The 16,802-nt window shown below is 59.3% G+C and carries 15 protein-coding genes; 10 read left to right on the forward strand and 5 right to left on the reverse strand.

Annotated features, from left to right (window positions below; translation table 11 throughout):
• Positions 1–8 precede the first annotated feature (8 nt).
• Positions 9–413, forward strand: coding sequence for a hypothetical protein (locus tag C1N60_RS05730; RefSeq protein ID WP_262257441.1), 405 nt, complete (start codon positions 9–11; stop codon positions 411–413).
• Complete coding sequence (locus C1N60_RS05735) at positions 334–1,314, forward strand: DUF1176 domain-containing protein (protein WP_394521495.1); 981 nt, start codon at positions 334–336, stop codon at positions 1,312–1,314. The genes C1N60_RS05730 and C1N60_RS05735 overlap by 80 nt, the downstream gene beginning before the upstream one ends.
• Positions 1,315–1,494: 180 nt before the next feature.
• Here C1N60_RS05735 and ampH read toward each other — a convergent pair whose 3' ends face one another.
• The 3 genes from ampH to tal form a co-directional block, all read right to left on the reverse strand.
• Positions 1,495–2,664 carry a D-alanyl-D-alanine-carboxypeptidase/endopeptidase AmpH gene (ampH, locus tag C1N60_RS05740; RefSeq protein ID WP_031279806.1) on the reverse strand — a complete coding sequence of 390 codons (1,170 nt, stop codon included), beginning with the start codon at positions 2,662–2,664 and terminating at the stop codon, positions 1,495–1,497.
• Positions 2,665–2,808: 144 nt separating this feature from the next.
• A complete protein-coding gene (gene tkt, locus C1N60_RS05745; RefSeq protein ID WP_058758343.1) occupies positions 2,809–4,818 on the reverse strand; it encodes a transketolase in 2,010 nt (669 codons plus the stop codon).
• Between the two features lie 69 nt (positions 4,819–4,887).
• Positions 4,888–5,838, reverse strand: coding sequence for a transaldolase (tal, locus tag C1N60_RS05750; RefSeq protein WP_021508067.1), 951 nt, complete (start codon positions 5,836–5,838; stop codon positions 4,888–4,890).
• A 352-nt stretch (positions 5,839–6,190) separates the two neighbouring features.
• On the opposite strand from tal, the gene maeB reads away from it, so the two are divergent.
• Positions 6,191–8,470, forward strand: a complete 2,280-nt coding sequence (maeB, locus tag C1N60_RS05755; RefSeq protein WP_058781769.1) for an NADP-dependent oxaloacetate-decarboxylating malate dehydrogenase — start codon at positions 6,191–6,193, stop codon at positions 8,468–8,470.
• A gap of 72 nt (positions 8,471–8,542) precedes the next feature.
• On the opposite strand, the gene hemF is transcribed toward maeB, so the two are convergent.
• The gene (gene hemF / locus C1N60_RS05760; protein ID WP_394521496.1) at positions 8,543–9,463 is read right to left on the reverse strand and encodes an oxygen-dependent coproporphyrinogen oxidase; all 921 of its coding nucleotides are present in this window, start codon (positions 9,461–9,463) and stop codon (positions 8,543–8,545) included.
• A 47-nt stretch (positions 9,464–9,510) separates the two neighbouring features.
• Positions 9,511–10,368 carry an N-acetylmuramoyl-L-alanine amidase AmiA gene (gene amiA, locus C1N60_RS05765; RefSeq protein ID WP_021508070.1) on the reverse strand — a complete coding sequence of 286 codons (858 nt, stop codon included), beginning with the start codon at positions 10,366–10,368 and terminating at the stop codon, positions 9,511–9,513.
• A 209-nt stretch (positions 10,369–10,577) separates the two neighbouring features.
• Here amiA and C1N60_RS05770 point away from each other — a divergent pair, with 209 nt between their 5' ends.
• The 7 genes from C1N60_RS05770 to cysA all read left to right on the forward strand — a co-directional run bounded on the left by C1N60_RS05770 (position 10,578) and on the right by cysA (position 16,758).
• The gene (locus C1N60_RS05770; protein WP_021508071.1) at positions 10,578–11,003 is read left to right on the forward strand and encodes a GNAT family acetyltransferase; all 426 of its coding nucleotides are present in this window, start codon (positions 10,578–10,580) and stop codon (positions 11,001–11,003) included.
• A 113-nt stretch (positions 11,004–11,116) separates the two neighbouring features.
• On the forward strand, positions 11,117–11,737 hold the full coding sequence (locus C1N60_RS05775; RefSeq protein WP_058758347.1) for an RpoE-regulated lipoprotein: 621 nt from the start codon (positions 11,117–11,119) through the stop codon (positions 11,735–11,737).
• A 98-nt stretch (positions 11,738–11,835) separates the two neighbouring features.
• Positions 11,836–12,738: a Dyp-type peroxidase gene (locus C1N60_RS05780; RefSeq protein ID WP_394521497.1), complete on the forward strand. Its 903-nt coding sequence runs from the start codon at positions 11,836–11,838 to the stop codon at positions 12,736–12,738.
• A gap of 220 nt (positions 12,739–12,958) precedes the next feature.
• The gene (locus C1N60_RS05785; RefSeq protein ID WP_394521498.1) at positions 12,959–13,975 is read left to right on the forward strand and encodes a sulfate ABC transporter substrate-binding protein; all 1,017 of its coding nucleotides are present in this window, start codon (positions 12,959–12,961) and stop codon (positions 13,973–13,975) included.
• Positions 13,975–14,808, forward strand: coding sequence for a sulfate/thiosulfate ABC transporter permease CysT (gene cysT, locus C1N60_RS05790; protein WP_021508075.1), 834 nt, complete (start codon positions 13,975–13,977; stop codon positions 14,806–14,808). The genes C1N60_RS05785 and cysT overlap by 1 nt, the downstream gene beginning before the upstream one ends.
• Positions 14,808–15,680, forward strand: a complete 873-nt coding sequence (gene cysW, locus C1N60_RS05795; RefSeq protein WP_021508076.1) for a sulfate/thiosulfate ABC transporter permease CysW — start codon at positions 14,808–14,810, stop codon at positions 15,678–15,680. Before cysT ends, cysW begins: the two co-directional genes overlap by 1 nt.
• Positions 15,670–16,758: a sulfate/thiosulfate ABC transporter ATP-binding protein CysA gene (cysA, locus tag C1N60_RS05800; protein WP_394521499.1), complete on the forward strand. Its 1,089-nt coding sequence runs from the start codon at positions 15,670–15,672 to the stop codon at positions 16,756–16,758. The genes cysW and cysA overlap by 11 nt, the downstream gene beginning before the upstream one ends.
• The last annotated feature ends 44 nt before the right edge of the window (positions 16,759–16,802 follow it).

Raw genomic sequence — 16,802 nt, forward strand, 5'->3', positions numbered from 1 at the left:
ACCATAGCATGACCGCTTATGACCGTTTGTGTGTATTTGACCGTTTTGTGAAGGGGGTAAAAATTGTCCGACGAATCCGATTGAGCAGAAATCAGCCGCACCGGATGATGGAGCTGTTGCGCTATTCCACACAGATCGCCCATAAGGCGACGGCTTTTTCAGCAGTTAACTTCGCTTTTCAGGCCACTTCACAGTTTCGGCCTGATGACCGCGCATGCATTGCGCTATCATTTTCTTTCCAGGAATCGGGGATCGTTTTTTTTCATGTCGTATTGGATGAAGTCGCTGCTTTTATTGCCCTTTCTGCTGATCGCCAGCGTACAGGCCGAGCCGTTGCAAAAGTCGTTTTCCGACTGGCAGATCACCTGCAACAACGCGGCGTTCTGCGTGGCACGCAGTTTTCCTGGCGATAATGGCCTGGTGATGACGATTTCGCGTCACGCCGGGGTCAACGATCGGCCGCTGCTGCGCATTGATTACGGCAGCGCCTACAGCGGTGCATTGCCGGGCGCGGCGCTAAAAGACAACCTGCTGCTCGACCAGCGCCGCCTTAATCCGGACCTCAAACACTGGACGGTGGAGCCGCATCATCTGGCCACCAGCAACGCCATCGCCATCGACGAATTTCTCGCCCAGACGCTGGATGCCAGCAATTTACAGCTCACCTATAAAGCCAGCGCCAGTATTCCGCTGCGCGGTATGAAAGCGGCGCTACTGCTGATGGATGACGTACAGGGGCGGGTTAACGGTGCCAGCGCCTGGGTAAAGCGCGGTGATCGCGTGCAGTGGGATGTGCCACCGCCGCCCTCAATTCCGCAGCTGCCGGCAGCGCTGCCCGCACCCGCGCCGCTGACGCAGCAGGAAACCACCGGCCTGATCGATTACGGAACCTGGCGCGTCAATACCGATAACTGCTCGCTCGATCCGCTGCGGCGGGAAGTCAGCGTCGCGCCACTCACCGACAGCAAAGCGCTGCTGCTGATAAGCTGCGAAACCGGGGCCTACAACGTGATCGATCTGGCGTTTGAAGTCACGCGCACCCAGCCGTATGTGTCGCGCGGCATCACGCTCAACCTGCCGTTTACCCCGCCGTCGCGCACTGATAATCAGCTGGAGCTGGTGAACGCCGAGTTCGATGCCAGTAACGGCCAGCTGTATACCTTCAGCAAAGGGCGCGGTTTAGGCGATTGCGGTGTGGCCACACGCTGGCAGTTTGATGGTAATGCTTTCGTGCTGGCGGAGTATGCGGAGGAGAAGACTTGTGATGCCTGGCATAGTAGTGATGACTGGCCCACCCTCTGGGTCACTCAGTAATCCCCGTCATCCTTCGTACTGCAGGGGCGTTGGCTGCGGCTGCTCACCCCGGTCACTTACCTGAGTAAGCTCCCGGGGATGCCCATCCTTGCCGCCTTCCTGCAGCACGAATGATTTAGGGGAGGGTTCGCAGTAACTGCTCGCTATTTCTCACTCTTGCTACAATTAATTATCAAAGGCTTAGCGGATATTGCCGATCATCATCGGTGAGCCCGTCTGGTTGCCCACCAGCTCAGCCAGCATGTTGTTAACGCCATCGCTCATCGGGGTGAAGCGGGTCAGCGGCGAGCGCGTCACCACGACAAATACGCCGACGTTGTGCTGTGGCACCATCGCCATGTAGGTGATGAAGCCGCCGCCGCCGCCGGTTTTCTGAATGATGCCCGGATGGCCCGCCTTCGGTGCCATGTAAACCCAGCCCATGCCCAGCGCGTCGGCGCGTCCTGGCACGTCCATGCCTTCCACCTTGGTCAGCTGGTCGCGGCGATAAATCAGCGTTTGCAGCCGATCGATCTGCGGCGTGCGGTGATTCACCGCCGAGTTGAGGAACTGCTGCATCCAGCGCCCCATATCGTCCGGCGTGGAATACACGCCGCCGCTGCCGATGGCTGCCAGCGTGTTATTGCACGGGCTGGCCCCTTTTTCGGCAATCATCAGGCGCTGACACTGATCCGGTGATGGCGTGAAGGTGGTGTCCTTCATGCCGAGCGGACGCGTCACCAGCTGCTGCAGCAGGGCCGGATAAGGCATACCGGCGGCTTTAGCCAGCGCGTCGCCCAGCAGATCGAAGGCGAGGTTGGAGTAAGCCGCCTGCGTGCCTGGCGCGGCTTTTAGCTGCGCACCGCGCAGCCACTGCCAGCGATCCGCTTTGGTTGGCCAGACAAACACCGGACGATGCGGTTTGCCGCCCGGCTGCTCGCGCGGCAGGCTGCTGGTGTGGGTGGCGAGATTGATCAGCCGAATCGGCTGGCCGTTGTAAGTCGGTACGCGGGCACCCGGCGGCGCGTATTTGCTCAGCGGATCGTCAAGACGAATCTGGCCGCGCTCGGCCATCTTCACCATCACTTCGCTGGTCATCAGTTTGCTTAGCGAGGCGATACGGATCAGTGAGTCCTGCTGTGGGCGCACATTATTGCCGGGACGGGTTTCGCCAAAGCTGGCGAACACGCGCTGGTTACCATCAATTGCCACCAGCGCCATGCCGGTCGCACCGCTGCCGTAAAAGATGTGTTCTGCATAGCGATCGACAATCTGCGAGGCCAGCAGCGGATCGGGCGATACCTGCGCCGCGCTGGTAAAGGGCAGCACAGCAACCATTAAGGCCAGTAAAAAAGGAGTACGTTTTTTCAACGGGAAAGCGTCCGCTATAGGAATCGGAGGAAAACCTATAGTAATCAGTTTGCGCAAAGCGGGAAGGGGGCGGGGCGGATTTTTTTCTGTATCAGGCTGTGAAATAAAACGGCCCTCTCCCGGTAGCGGGAAAGGGCCAGACACTCAGGCAGGTTTAAGCAGCGATTCGGCGTGGCTCACCACGTTCTCGACGGTAAAGCCAAAGGCCGGGAACAGCTTGCCGGCTGGCGCGGATTCGCCGAAGGTGGTCATGCCGACAATTTTGCCGTCGATGCCGACGTATTTGTACCAGTAGTCGGCGATACCGGCTTCAACCGCCACGCGCGCGCGCACGGTGGAAGGCAGCACCGATTCACGATAGGCCACGTCCTGTTTATCAAACACGTCAGTGCTCGGCAGCGACACCACGCGCACCTTGTGGCCGTCGGCACTGAGTTTCGCTTCGGCGCCCAGCGTGATCTCCACTTCGGAACCGGTGGCAATCAGGATGACGTCCGGCGTGCCGTCACAATCCTTGAGGATGTAACCACCGCGCGCGATGTTCTCTACCTGTTGCGCGCTACGCTCCGGCTGCAGCAGGTTCTGACGCGACAGAATCAGCGCGGTCGGACCGTGATGGCGCTCAATCGCCGCTTTCCACGCTACGGCGGTCTCGACCTGATCGCACGGTCGCCAGGTGCTGAAGTTTGGCGTCACGCGCAGGCTGGCCAGCTGTTCAACCGGTTGGTGCGTCGGGCCATCTTCGCCCAGACCAATTGAGTCGTGGGTGTAGACCATAATCTGGCGCGCTTTCATCAGGGCGGCCATGCGCGCTGCGTTACGCGCGTATTCGACGAACATCAGGAAGGTGGCGGTATAAGGCACAAAGCCACCGTGATGCGCGATACCGTTGGCAATCGCCGTCATGCCAAATTCGCGTACGCCGTAATGAATGTAGTTACCGGCGTGATCCTCTTTGATCGGCTTCGAGCCGGACCAGATAGTGAGGTTGCTGGGCGCGAGGTCGGCGGAACCGCCGAGGAACTCCGGCAGCAGTTTACCGAAGGCTTCCAGCGTGTTCTGTGAGGCTTTGCGGCTGGCGATTTTCTGCGGGTTAGCCTGCAGATCGCGAATGAACTGGCTGGTTTTGTTTTCCCAGTCAGCCGGCATTTCGCCCTTCAGGCGGCGGCTGAATTCGTCCGCCAGCTGCGGATGCGCTTGCTGATAAGCCGTGAACTTCTCTTCCCAGGATTGCTCCTGCGCGGCCCCGGCTTCTCTGGCATCCCACTGCTGATAAATATCCTGCGGGATCTCGAACGGACCGTAATTCCAGCCGAGCTGTTTACGCGTCAGCGCCACTTCCTCTTCGCCCAGCGCGGCCCCGTGCGACTCCTCTTTGCCGGCTTTGTTTGGCGAGCCAAAGCCGATTACCGTACGGCAGATGATCAGCGAAGGCTTGTCGGTGACGCTTTGCGCTTCTTTGATGGCCGCCGCGATGGCGTCCGGATCGTGGCCGTCGATGCCTTCGGCGCTGCCCACCACGTGCCAGTTATAAGCTTCAAAACGCTTGTGGGTGTCGTCGGTGAACCAGCCTTCGGTTTCGCCGTCTATGGAGATACCGTTGTGATCGTAGAAGCCAATCAATTTGCCGAGGCCCAGCGTGCCGGCCAGCGAACAGACTTCGTGCGAGATGCCTTCCATCAGACAGCCGTCGCCCATAAATACATAGGTAAAGTGGTCGACGATATCGTGGCCCGGCTGGTTGAACTGGGCCGCCAGCGTGCGCTCGGCAATCGCCAGACCGACGGCGTTGGCCAGCCCCTGGCCGAGCGGGCCGGTGGTGGTTTCAACGCCCGGCGTGTAGCCAATTTCCGGGTGGCCCGGCGTTTTTGAGTGCAGCTGGCGGAAGTTTTTCAGCTCTTCCAGCGGCAGATCATAGCCGGTGAGATGCAGCAGGCTATACAGCAGCATCGAGCCATGCCCGTTAGACAGAATGAAGCGATCGCGATCCGCCCAGGCCGGGTTGGTCGGGTTGTGCTTCAGGAAGTCGCGCCACAGCACCTCGGCGATGTCAGCCATGCCCATCGGCATACCTGGGTGGCCGGAATTTGCTTTCTGTACCGCATCCATGCTCAGGGCGCGGATCGCGTTAGCTAACTCTCTGCGTGAAGACATAGGGTTCTCCCTTGTGATTGGGCAAAAGCGGACGGGCCGCGACCCGTCCGGCAGAAGGTGAGGTCAGGATTACAGGCGGGCGGCCAGCACGTCTTCCAGCTTCTGCTGGTCAACGGCAAACTGGCGGATACCGTCGGACAGTTTCTCCACCGCCATCGCATCTTGGTTATGCTCCCAGCGGAACTCCGCTTCGGAGAGCGGTGCCGGCTGGTGGAAGCCCTCGGTTGATGGCTCCAGTTTGCGCTCCACCGGCGCTTCGCTGTTGGCCAGCTCTTCCAGCAGGTTCGGGGAGATGGTCAGGCGATCGCAGCCGGCCAGCGCCACAATCTGCTCCACTTTACGGAAGCTGGCACCCATGATGACGGTGTTGTAACGGTGCTTTTTGTAGTAGTCGTAAATACGACGCACCGATTTAACGCCCGGATCTTCGTCGACCACATACGGATCGAGCGGTTTGCGCGTGTTGTACCAGTCGTAGATTCGGCCGACAAACGGCGAAATCAGGAACACGCCGGCTTCGGCACAGGCGCGCGCCTGGGCGAAGGAGAACAGCAGCGTCAGGTTACAGTTGATGCCGTTCTTCTCCAGCTCTTCCGCCGCTTTGATGCCTTCCCAGGTGGACGCCAGTTTGATCAGAATACGTGAGCGGTCGATGCCGTTCTCTTCATACAGGCGGACCAGTTTCTCCGCTTTGGTCACACACATGCCACGATCGAAAGAGAGGCGCGCATCCACTTCGGTCGAAACACGGCCCGGTACGCTTTTCAGAATTTCCATACCGAGGTTGATCGCCACTTTATCGCTGGCGTTGATGATTTGCGTCTCTTTGCTGCCGCCCTGTTTTTTCGCGTACTCAATGGCGTCATCAATCAGGTGTTTGTAAGCGTCGAGGCCGGCAGCTTTGAGGATCAGGGATGGGTTAGTGGTGGCATCTTCCGGATGGTAATGGCGAATGGATTCGATATCGCCGCTGTCCGCCACCACGGTGGTGAACTGTTTTAATGCATCTAGCTGGTTCATCGCTTAACTCCTTGATTAGCAATAATGTGGGCAAAACAGGCACCCGGGCAGTCATCGTCTTAGGTGCGCCCTTATCGGGGAAGGGAGGTTCCACACAGTGCAACAGACGCCGGATGAAGAAAATGCGTTTTCTCTGATTGTGACGTCGGGGCGCGTTTCTGATAGTCAGGCCTGCCTGATCGGTTCAGCTCAGCGTTTTGCCACCCTTAAGCATAGCAGGCTGTCCCAAAGCCGCAGGCGAAGCCGTGGCAATCCGTGCCCTGGCGACTGTGCGTTCTTTGAGCGCCTTCACCCTCTTTTGCGCCGCGCGTTCTTATACTGAGGGCTTTTCAGCCGTGCAAAAGGATGTCTGATGGACGATCAACTCAAGCAAAGCGCGCTCGATTTTCACCAATATCCCACCCCCGGAAAAATTCAGGTGTCACCCACTAAGCCGCTGGCGACGCAGCGCGATCTGGCACTGGCCTATTCCCCCGGTGTGGCGGCACCCTGTCTGGAAATTGCCGCCGATCCGCTGGCCGCGCACAAATACACCGCGCGCGGCAATCTGGTGGCGGTGATCTCCAACGGCACGGCGGTGCTGGGGCTCGGTAATATTGGCGCGCTGGCCGGCAAGCCAGTGATGGAAGGCAAGGGCGTGCTGTTCAAAAAGTTTGCCGGCATTGATGTGTTCGACATCGAAATCGACGAGCACGATCCGGACAAGCTGATTGAGGTGATCGCCGCGCTGGAGCCGACGTTCGGCGGCATCAACCTTGAGGACATTAAAGCGCCGGAGTGTTTTTACATTGAGCAGCAGCTGCGGCAGCGCATGCAGATCCCAGTGTTTCATGACGATCAGCACGGCACCGCCATCATCTGTACCGCGGCAGTGCTTAACGGCCTGACTATCGTGAATAAGGCGATTGCCGACGTGCGGCTGGTGGTGTCGGGCGCTGGCGCGTCAGCCATTGCCTGCCTCAATCTGCTGGTGGCGCTTGGCATGCAGCAGAAAAATATCGTGGTGTGTGATTCAAAAGGCGTGATTTACCGCGATCGCGAAGCGGACATGACGCCGACCAAAGCCGCCTATGCCGTGGAAGACAGCGGGGCGCGCACGCTGGATGAGGTGATTGGCGGCGCGGATATTTTTCTCGGCTGCTCCGGTCCGAAAGCGCTGACGCCAGCGATGGTGCAGAAGATGGCGCCAAATCCGCTGATTCTGGCGCTGGCCAATCCGGAGCCGGAGATCATGCCGCCGCTGGCGAAGCAGGTGCGGCCGGATGCGATTATCTGCACCGGGCGCTCGGATTTCCCCAACCAGGTGAATAACGTGCTGTGCTTCCCGTTCATCTTCCGCGGCGCGCTGGACGTCGGTGCCACCGCCATCAACGAAGAGATGAAGCTGGCGGCGGTACATGCGATTGCCGCCCTGGCGCAGGCGGAACAGAGCGACGTGGTGGCGTCCGCTTACGACGATCAGGATCTGAGCTTTGGCCCGGAATACCTGATTCCCAAACCGTTCGATCCGCGTTTGATTGTGCAGATAGCTCCGGCCGTTGCCAGAGCGGCGATGGATTCCGGCGTGGCGACGCGACCGATTGCTGACTTTGACGCCTACCGCGAGCAGCTCACCGAGTTCGTGTATAAAACCAATCTGTTCATGAAGCCGATCTTCTCGCAGGCGCGTAAAGCGCCGCAGCGCGTGGTGCTGGCGGAAGGCGAAGAGGTGCGGGTGCTGCACGCCACTCAGGAGCTGGTGTCGCTCGGGCTGGCGAAGCCGATCCTGATTGGTCGTCCCAACGTGATTGCCATGCGTTTGCAAAAGCAGGGGCTGAAAATCGAGGCCGGGCGTGATTTTGAGATCGTGAACAACGAGTCCGACCCGCGCTTTAAGGAGTACTGGAATGAATATTATCAGCTGATGAAGCGGCGCGGCGTCACGCCGGAAACCGCCCAGCGCGCGGTGATTGGCAATCCCACGCTGATCGGCGCCATCATGGTGCATCGCGGCGAAGCGGACGCGATGATTTGCGGTACCATCGGCGACTACCGTGAACATTATGACGTGGTGGAGAAGGTGTTTGGCTTCCGCGATGACGTCAAGGTCGCCGGGGCGATGAACGCGCTGCTGCTGCCGAGCGGCAACACGTTTATTGCCGATACTTATGTGAATGAGGATCCCAGCGCTGAGCAGCTGGCGGATATCACGCTGCTGGCGGCAGAAACCGTGCGGCGTTTCGGCATCGAACCGCGCGTGGCGCTGCTGTCGCACTCCAGTTTCGGCACTTCGAACGCCCCCGGCGCGCGGAAGATGCGTGAGGCGCTGGCGCTGATTCAGCAGCGAGCACCGGAACTGGAAATTGATGGCGAGATGCACGGCGATGCAGCGCTGGTGGAGAGTATTCGTCGCGAGCTGATGCCGGACAGCCCGCTGAAAGGTACCGCCAATCTGCTGATCATGCCGAACGTTGAGGCCGCACGCATCAGCTACAACCTGCTGCGCGTGTCCTGTTCGGAAGGGGTGACGGTGGGGCCGGTGCTGATGGGCATCCGCAAGCCGGTGCATGTGCTGACGCGCATCGCCTCGGTGCGACGCATTGTTAACATGGTGGCGCTGGCGGTGGTGGAGGCGCAGACCGAGCCGTTGTAAGCGGCAGGGCGACCCCACGGGGGCGCGTTTTATCGGGTTATTTAGCAGGGTGCGCATGAATGCGCACCTGGCTTATTTTTCCAGCCCCAGCCAATCCTGCACCGGCAGGAAATCGCGGGTCAGCGCGGCTTCCGGGGAGTCGTCGGCGGGTTGATAATCATATTCCCAGCGCACCAGCGGCGGCATCGACATCAGAATCGATTCGGTGCGACCGCCGGTCTGCAATCCGAACAGCGTGCCGCGATCCCACACCAGATTGAACTCAACGTAGCGGCCCCGGCGGTAAAGCTGGAACTGACGCTCGCGCTCGCCCCATGCCACCTGTTTACGCTTTGCCACAATCGGCTGATAGGCCTGCATGAAACCGTTGCCGACCGCCTGCATGAAATCAAAGCAGTGGTCAAAATCCGGCGTATTCAAATCATCAAAAAACAGGCCGCCAATGCCGCGCTGCTCGTTGCGGTGTTTCAGGTAGAAGTAGTCGTCACACCACTTTTTGTAGCGCGCATAGACGTCGTCGCCAAACGGCTGGCACAGATCGAACGCGGTCTGATGCCAGTGCCGGGCATCTTCTGTGAAACCGTAATAAGGGGTGAGATCGAAACCGCCACCAAACCACCAGACCGGATCGGCGCCCGGCTTTTCGGCAATGAAAAAGCGCACGTTGGCGTGGCTGGTTGGCACATACGGATTTTCCGGGTGTACCACCAGCGACACGCCCATCGCTTCGAAGCTGCGGCCCGCCAGCTCCGGGCGGTGCGCGGTGGCTGAGGCGGGCATCTGCTCGCCATACACATGGGAGAAATTAACCCCAGCCTGCTCGAACACCTTGCCATTACGCAGCACGCGGCTGCGTCCACCGCCGCCGCCGGGGCGTTGCCAGGTGTCTTCGGCAAAGCTGGCGCTGCCGTCTTCCGCCGCCAGACCGGCGCAAATATCATCCTGCTGCGCCAGCAGATAGGCTTTGACGCGCGAAATATCGGGATTGCTCATGGCTCACTCATTGCAAAAATTTGCCGCGATTCTAGCACAAAACGCTATCAGGCCTGGCGACGATCGTACTCATCAAAGTAATTGACGATACCGTCGGCAATCGCCCGGGCAATTTTCTGGCGAAACGCCGTGGTGCCCAACAGCTGTTCTTCACGCGGGTTGGTGATAAACGAGGTTTCCACCAGCACCGACGGAATGGACGGGGATTTTAGCACCGCGAACGCCGCCTGCTCGGTGTGCTGGCTGTGCAGGTGATGCACCGGACGAATCTGGTCCAGCACGTGTTTACCCAGCGTCAGGCTGTTGCGAATGGTATCGGTCTGCACCAGGTCGAACAGGATCTGGTTAAGGTAATTATCTTTTTCCTGTACCGCCGCGCCGCCCACTTTATCGGCGTCGTTTTCGCGCTGCGACATATAGCGCGCCATGGCGCTGCTGGCACCGCGATTGGAGAGGGCAAACACCGACGCACCGTTAGCTTCCGGGCTGGTGTAGCCGTCGGCGTGAATCGACATAAACAGGTTGGCGCCGTGCTGATGCGCAATCTCCACGCGCTGGTAGAGCGGAATGAAGTGGTCGCTGTCGCGCGTCAGCCGCACTTCCACCTTCGGGTGGTTCTGCAGCAGCGTACGCACGGTGTTGGCGATCTCCAGTACGATGTGCTTCTCTTCTGAGCCTTCCTGACCCACCGCGCCAGAATCAATGCCGCCGTGACCGGGATCGATCATCACAATGCGCTTGCCGCTGGTGGCCGGTTTCGGCGGTGTATGGCGTGCGCTGACGGGCACTGCCGCGCGCGTTTCCTGCGCCTGGACCGCGCGCGGCGACAGCACCGCCAGCGCCAGGCCGGAGAGGATCAGCTGGCGGCGATTGGTCAGGCGCCGCAACAGTGAAATCTTGTTCATTAACATGTCCCTGAGAGTAAACCTGCCCCGTGTTATAGCCTAAGCGCCGTCCGGCGGCGACTGCCGAACCATTTCAGGACATTACTTTGTATTTCAGGCCGCGAATCGCTATTTAGCCGTTTTTTTCAGCCGTTGCGCCCTGCGAGGGTTGCGCCTGGCAAAGAATGCGTGATAATCAGCGAATTGTGCCTCATTGCAGGGTAACGCCGATGGAAATCCGCTCCTTCCGCCAGGAAGATTTTGAAGAAGTCATTACGCTCTGGGAGCGTTGCGATCTGTTACGGCCGTGGAACGATCCGGAACTCGACATCGAACGCAAAATGAACCATGACCCGGAGCTGTTTCTGGTGGCTGAGGTAGGCGGCGAGGTCGTGGGCACGCTGATGGGCGGCTACGATGGCCATCGCGGCTCCGCCTACTATCTGGCGGTGCATCCTGATTATCAGGGCCGGGGATTTGCCAATGCGCTGATGAACCGGCTGGAGAAAAAGCTGATTGCGCGCGGCTGCCCGAAAATCCATCTGATGGTGCGCGAAGAGAACGATCAGGTGGTGGCTTTCTACGAGAAGCTGGATTACGAGCCGGTCGACTCGCTGCTGCTGGGCAAACGCCTGATTGAAGACCGTGAATACTGATTCCACGCGTCGCGCGGCCGGGTTTCTGCCCGCCATGCAGCAAAGCGAATAAACTTTTTGCCGGTTTGCGACTCCAACAGGCACGCCAGTCGGCACAAAAGAAAGGAGTTTGCATGAAAGTTGTTCGTCCCGCCCTGCTGGTCAGCGCCCTGGTGCTGGCCGGTTGCGCCAGTTCCGGTTCCTCTTCCCCTGCCAGCACCAGCGAAAGTCACTGGTACAATCCGCTCAGCTATCACTGGTCGGCGCTCAATCCGTTTAGCTGGTTTGGCAGTTCGCTCACTGTCACCGAGCAGGGCGTCGCCGGGCTGAACAGCAACACGGCAATGTCGGAGTCCGCCATTAGCGCCGCGCTGAACAATGATTATCAGCTGCGTCAGGGTATGCGCACGCAGAACGGGCAGGTGGTGGATTTCTGGCAGGCGCTGGATGACGGTAAGGTTAAGCTGGTGATCAATGGCCAGCGCAGCGTCGAGCGCATTGAAGTGCTCGATAGCGACGCGCGCAGCGCCGACGGCAGTAAAATCGGTGATGCGTTCAGCGATAAATTCAGCAAAGCGTTTGATAACTGCAAAATGGTTGCCGGGCTGGATGTGCGCGATGTTGAGTGCCGCGCGCCGGGTAGTCAGCATATCGCCTATATCTACAGCGGCGAGTGGCACGGTCCGACCGGGCTGATGCCGTCAGATGATACGTTAAAAAGCTGGAAAATCAGTAAGATCGTCTGGCAGCGTTAACTGGCGAAAAAATTGCGTTAACGCATCTTCTGCGCAGGGCTTTCCGGTATGATACCGGCGAAAAAACGCCGTTAACTTTTATGCCGGAGAGCATTGTCATGTCTCAGTTTCAGAGCGGGATCCTGCTGGAGCACCGCCGTTTCGCCATTTGGCTGGAAGCCCGCGCCACCGGCGACCTCGCTGCGCTGCGTCAGGGTTGCCACGCCTTTCTGCAACAGCTGGCTGCGCTACAGCAGCAATTCCCGGACGCCGGTCTCGGTGCGGTCATCGCCTTTGGTGATGCGCTGTGGCGCGATCTGCAGGGCACCGACTCAGCTCCCGAACTCAAAGCTTTCACGCCGCTCGGCAAAGGTGCGGCACCGGCGACCCAGCGCGATCTGTTGATCCATATTCAGTCGCTGCGTCACGACGTGAACTTTTCGCTGGCGCAGGCGGCGCTGACGGCGTTTGCCGGCGCGGTCGCCATTGAAGAAGAGACGCACGGTTTCCGCTGGGTCGAGGATCGCGATCTTTCCGGTTTTGTTGATGGCACCGAAAACCCGCAGGGCGAGGCGCGCCAGCAGGTGGCGATCATTGCTGACGGCCCGGATGCCGGCGGCAGCTATGTGTTTACCCAGCGCTGGGAGCATAACCTGCCGCAGTTCAACCGGCTGGCGATTGATAAGCAGGAAGCGATTATTGGCCGCACCAAACAGGACAATGAAGAGCTGCCGGGCGATCAGCGGCCAGCGACGTCGCACCTGAGCCGCGTGGATTTGAAAGAAGCGGGCAAAGGCCTGAAGATTCTGCGCCAGAGCCTGCCGTACGGCACCGTCAGCGGTCGCCATGGCCTCTATTTTATTTCGTACTGTCATCGCCTGTATAACATCGAGCAGCAGCTGCTGAGCATGTTTGGCGAGCGCGACGGTAAGATGGATGCCATGTTACGGTTCACCAAACCGGTGAGCGGCAGCTACTTCTTTGCCCCTTCGCTGACGGCGCTGCAGGCGCTGTCACGTTAATCCATCGTGTTTTACCGGTGCGCCGCCGTGCGCACCTCATCCCCGCTTGACGCGGCTCAGTTAATCCCGCCCTGCGCATAAACTCTGCCGCTGGCTTATGCCTTTTTAGACTTTGAAATCCCTAAACGATATATAAAACCGTTACAGCTTTCGCCAGAGTTATAAATACACTGACAGCATCTAATGGCATAGGCTCGAACTCCATTTCTCAGGGTGCAGCATGACACGTTCGGTTTCGAAAAAATGGCTTGGCGGTATAGCGCTGTCGCTGAGTTTAGCGGGCGCGGCACAGGCAACAGAGCTGCTCAATAGCTCTTACGATGTGTCACGTGAACTGTTTGTTGCCCTGAATGCGCCGTTTGAACAGCAGTGGGACGCGGCGCACCCTGACGACAAGCTGACCATTAAGCAGTCACATGCGGGCTCCTCAAAACAGGCGCTGGCCATTCTGCAGGGGCTGCGTGCTGATGTTGTCACGTACAACCAGGTGACCGATGTGCAGGTGCTGCACGACAAAGGCAACCAGATCCCGGCCGACTGGCAGAGCCGTCTGCCTAACAGCAGCTCACCGTTTTATTCCACCATGGCGTTCCTGGTGCGCAAGGGGAATCCAAAGCAGATTCACGACTGGGCCGATCTGGCGCGCGATAACGTGAAACTGATTTTCCCGAATCCGAAAACCTCCGGTAACGGCCGTTACACCTATCTGGCCGCGTGGGGCGCAGCCGACCAGGCGGACGGCAAAGATCAGGCCAAAACCGAAGCGTTTATGACGAAGTTCCTGAAAAACGTCGAAGTGTTTGATACCGGCGGCCGTGGTGCCACCACCACTTTTGCCGAGCGCGGGCTGGGTGATGTGCTGATCAGCTTTGAATCGGAAGTGAACAATATCCGTAACCAGTACGGTAAAGACCAATACGAAGTGATTGTGCCGAAAACCAACATTCTTGCTGAATTCCCGGTCGCGTGGGTCGATAAAAACGTCGAACACAATGGCACGGCGGAAGCGGCGAAAGCCTATCTTAACTACCTCTACACGCCGCAGGCACAGAAAATCATCACCGGCTTTTACTATCGCGTGAACAACCCGCAGCTGATGGCGGAGCAGAAAGATCGCTTCCCGCAGACTGCGCTGTTCAATGTTAATGACGCGTTTGGCGGCTGGCCACAGGTGATGAAAACCCATTTCGCCAGCGGCGGTGAGCTGGATAAATTACTGGCAGCGGGGCGCGGCTGATGTTGGCTTCTGCACAGAAACGCGTTCTGCCCGGTTTTGGTCTCAGCCTTGGCACCAGCCTGCTGTTTACCTGCCTGATTCTGCTGCTGCCGATCAGCGCGCTGATCATGCAGCTGTCGCAGATGACGCTGGCGCAGTACTGGCAGGTGATCAGCAATCCGCAGCTGGTGGCGGCGTATAAAGTTACGCTGCTGTCAGCGGGCGTGGCCTCGCTGTTTAACGCGGTGTTTGGCATGCTGATGGCGTGGATTCTGACCCGCTATCGCTTTCCCGGCCGTACGCTGCTGGATGGCCTGATGGACCTGCCGTTTGCGCTGCCGACGGCGGTGGCCGGCCTGACGCTGGCCGGGCTGTTTTCGGTTAACGGCTGGTACGGTCAGTGGCTGGCACATTTTGATATCAAAGTGTCTTACACCTGGCTCGGTATCGCGGTGGCGATGGCTTTCACCAGCATTCCGTTTGTGGTGCGTACCGTGCAGCCGGTGCTGGAAGAGTTAGGCCCGGAGTATGAGGAAGCGGCGGAAACCCTCGGTGCCACGCCGTGGCAGAGTTTCCGGCGCGTAGTGCTGCCGGAAGTCGCGCCGGCGCTGCTGGCCGGGACCGCGCTGTCGTTTACCCGCAGCCTCGGTGAATTTGGCGCGGTGATCTTTATCGCCGGTAACATCGCCTGGAAAACTGAAGTGACCTCGCTGATGATTTTTGTTCGCCTGCAGGAGTTTGATTATCCGGCTGCCAGCGCCATCGCTTCGGTGATCCTCGCGGCGTCGTTGCTGCTGCTGTTTGCGATTAACACCCTGCAGAGCCGCTTTGGCCGCCGTCTGGGAGGTCACTGATGGCTGAGATTTCACAGATCAATCATGCCGAGCGTCAGCCGGTGAACTGGGGCAAATGGCTGCTGATCGGCATTGGCGTGCTGGTATCGATTGGCCTGCTGGTGGTGCCGATGGTCTCCATCTTCTGGGAGGCGCTGGGGCAGGGCATCGGCAAGGCCTTTAGCAACCTGCAGGATGGTGACATGCTGCATGCTATCTGGCTGACGGTGCTGGTGGCGCTGATTACCGTGCCGGTTAACCTGGTGTTCGGCACGCTGCTGGCCTGGCTGGTGACGCGCTTCACTTTCCCCGGTCGCCAGCTGCTGCTGACCCTGTTCGATATTCCGTTTGCCGTGTCGCCGGTGGTGGCTGGTCTGATGTATCTGCTGTTCTGGGGCGTGAACGGCCCGGCTGGCGGCTGGCTTGATGCGCACAACATCCAGGTGATGTTTGCCTGGCCGGGTATGGTGCTGGCAACGATTTTCGTCACCTGTCCGTTTGTGGTGCGCGAGCTGGTGCCGGTGATGCTGAGCCAGGGCAGCCATGAAGATGAAGCCGCCGTGCTGCTGGGCGCGTCTGGCTGGCAGATGTTCCGCCGCGTGACGCTGCCAAATATCCGCTGGGCGCTGCTGTACGGCGTGGTGCTTACCAACGCGCGCGCCATCGGCGAATTTGGTGCGGTATCGGTAGTGTCCGGCTCGATTCGCGGCGAAACCTATACCTTACCTTTACAGGTTGAATTACTGCATCAGGATTACAACACCGTGGGCGCTTTTACCGCCGCCGCGCTGCTGACCCTGATGGCAATTGTGACGCTGTTTCTGAAAAGCGTGGTGCAGTGGCGATTAGAGCATCAGCAGAAGCGCCAACAGGAGGAAAATCATGAGCATTGAGATTAAACACATTAATAAAGCATTTGGCGGCACGCCGGTGCTGAACGATATCTCTCTGGATATTCCTTCCGGCAAGATGGTGGCGCTGCTCGGACCGTCCGGTTCCGGTAAAACCACGCTGCTGCGCATTATCGCCGGGCTGGAGCACCAGAACAGCGGGCAGATCCATTTTCATGGCAAAGACGTCAGCCGCACGCACGCGCGCGATCGTCAGGTCGGCTTTGTGTTTCAGCACTATGCGCTGTTCCGCCATATGACGGTGTTCGACAACATCGCCTTTGGCCTGACGGTGCTGCCGCGCCGCGAGCGTCCGAACAGCGCCGAAATTAAGCAGCGCGTTACCCGCCTGCTGGAGATGGTACAGCTGGCACATCTGGCCAACCGCTACCCGGCACAGCTCTCCGGTGGACAGAAACAGCGCGTGGCGCTGGCGCGTGCGCTGGCGGTTGAGCCGCAGATTCTGCTGCTGGACGAACCCTTTGGCGCGCTGGATGCCCAGGTACGTAAAGAGCTGCGCCGCTGGCTGCGTCAGCTGCATGAAGAGCTGAAATTTACCAGCGTGTTTGTGACCCACGACCAGGAAGAAGCGATGGAAGTGGCGGATAGCGTGGTGGTAATGAGTCAGGGCAATATTGAGCAGGTGGGCGCACCGGATGACGTGTGGCGCGAACCCGCGACCCGCTTCGTGCTGGAGTTCCTCGGCGAAGTGAACCGCTTTGACGGCGAAGTGCACGGCTCGCAGTTCCATGTGGGCGCGCATCGCTGGCCGCTGGGCTATACGCCAGCGCATCAGGGCGACGTGGAGCTGTTCCTGCGTCCGTGGGAAGTTGACGTGTCACGCCAGAGTAGCCTGGAGACGCCGTTGCCGGTACAGGTGCTGGAGGTCAGTCCGCGTGGCCACTTCTGGCAGCTAATGGTTCAGCCCGTCGGCTGGCAGAGCGAGCCAATCTCGGTAGTGTTTGCCGGTGAACAGACGGCGCCGATCCGCGGCGAACGGCTGTTTGTTGGTCTGCAACAGGCACGTATCTATCAGGGCACCACGCCGCTGCGCCCGGTTGCCTTTGCCGAAAGCGCCTGATATTTTTGTCACTCCTTCGGGCGGGATTTTCCCGCCCGATTTAT

This window comes from Pantoea sp. SGAir0184, from assembly GCF_043544755.1.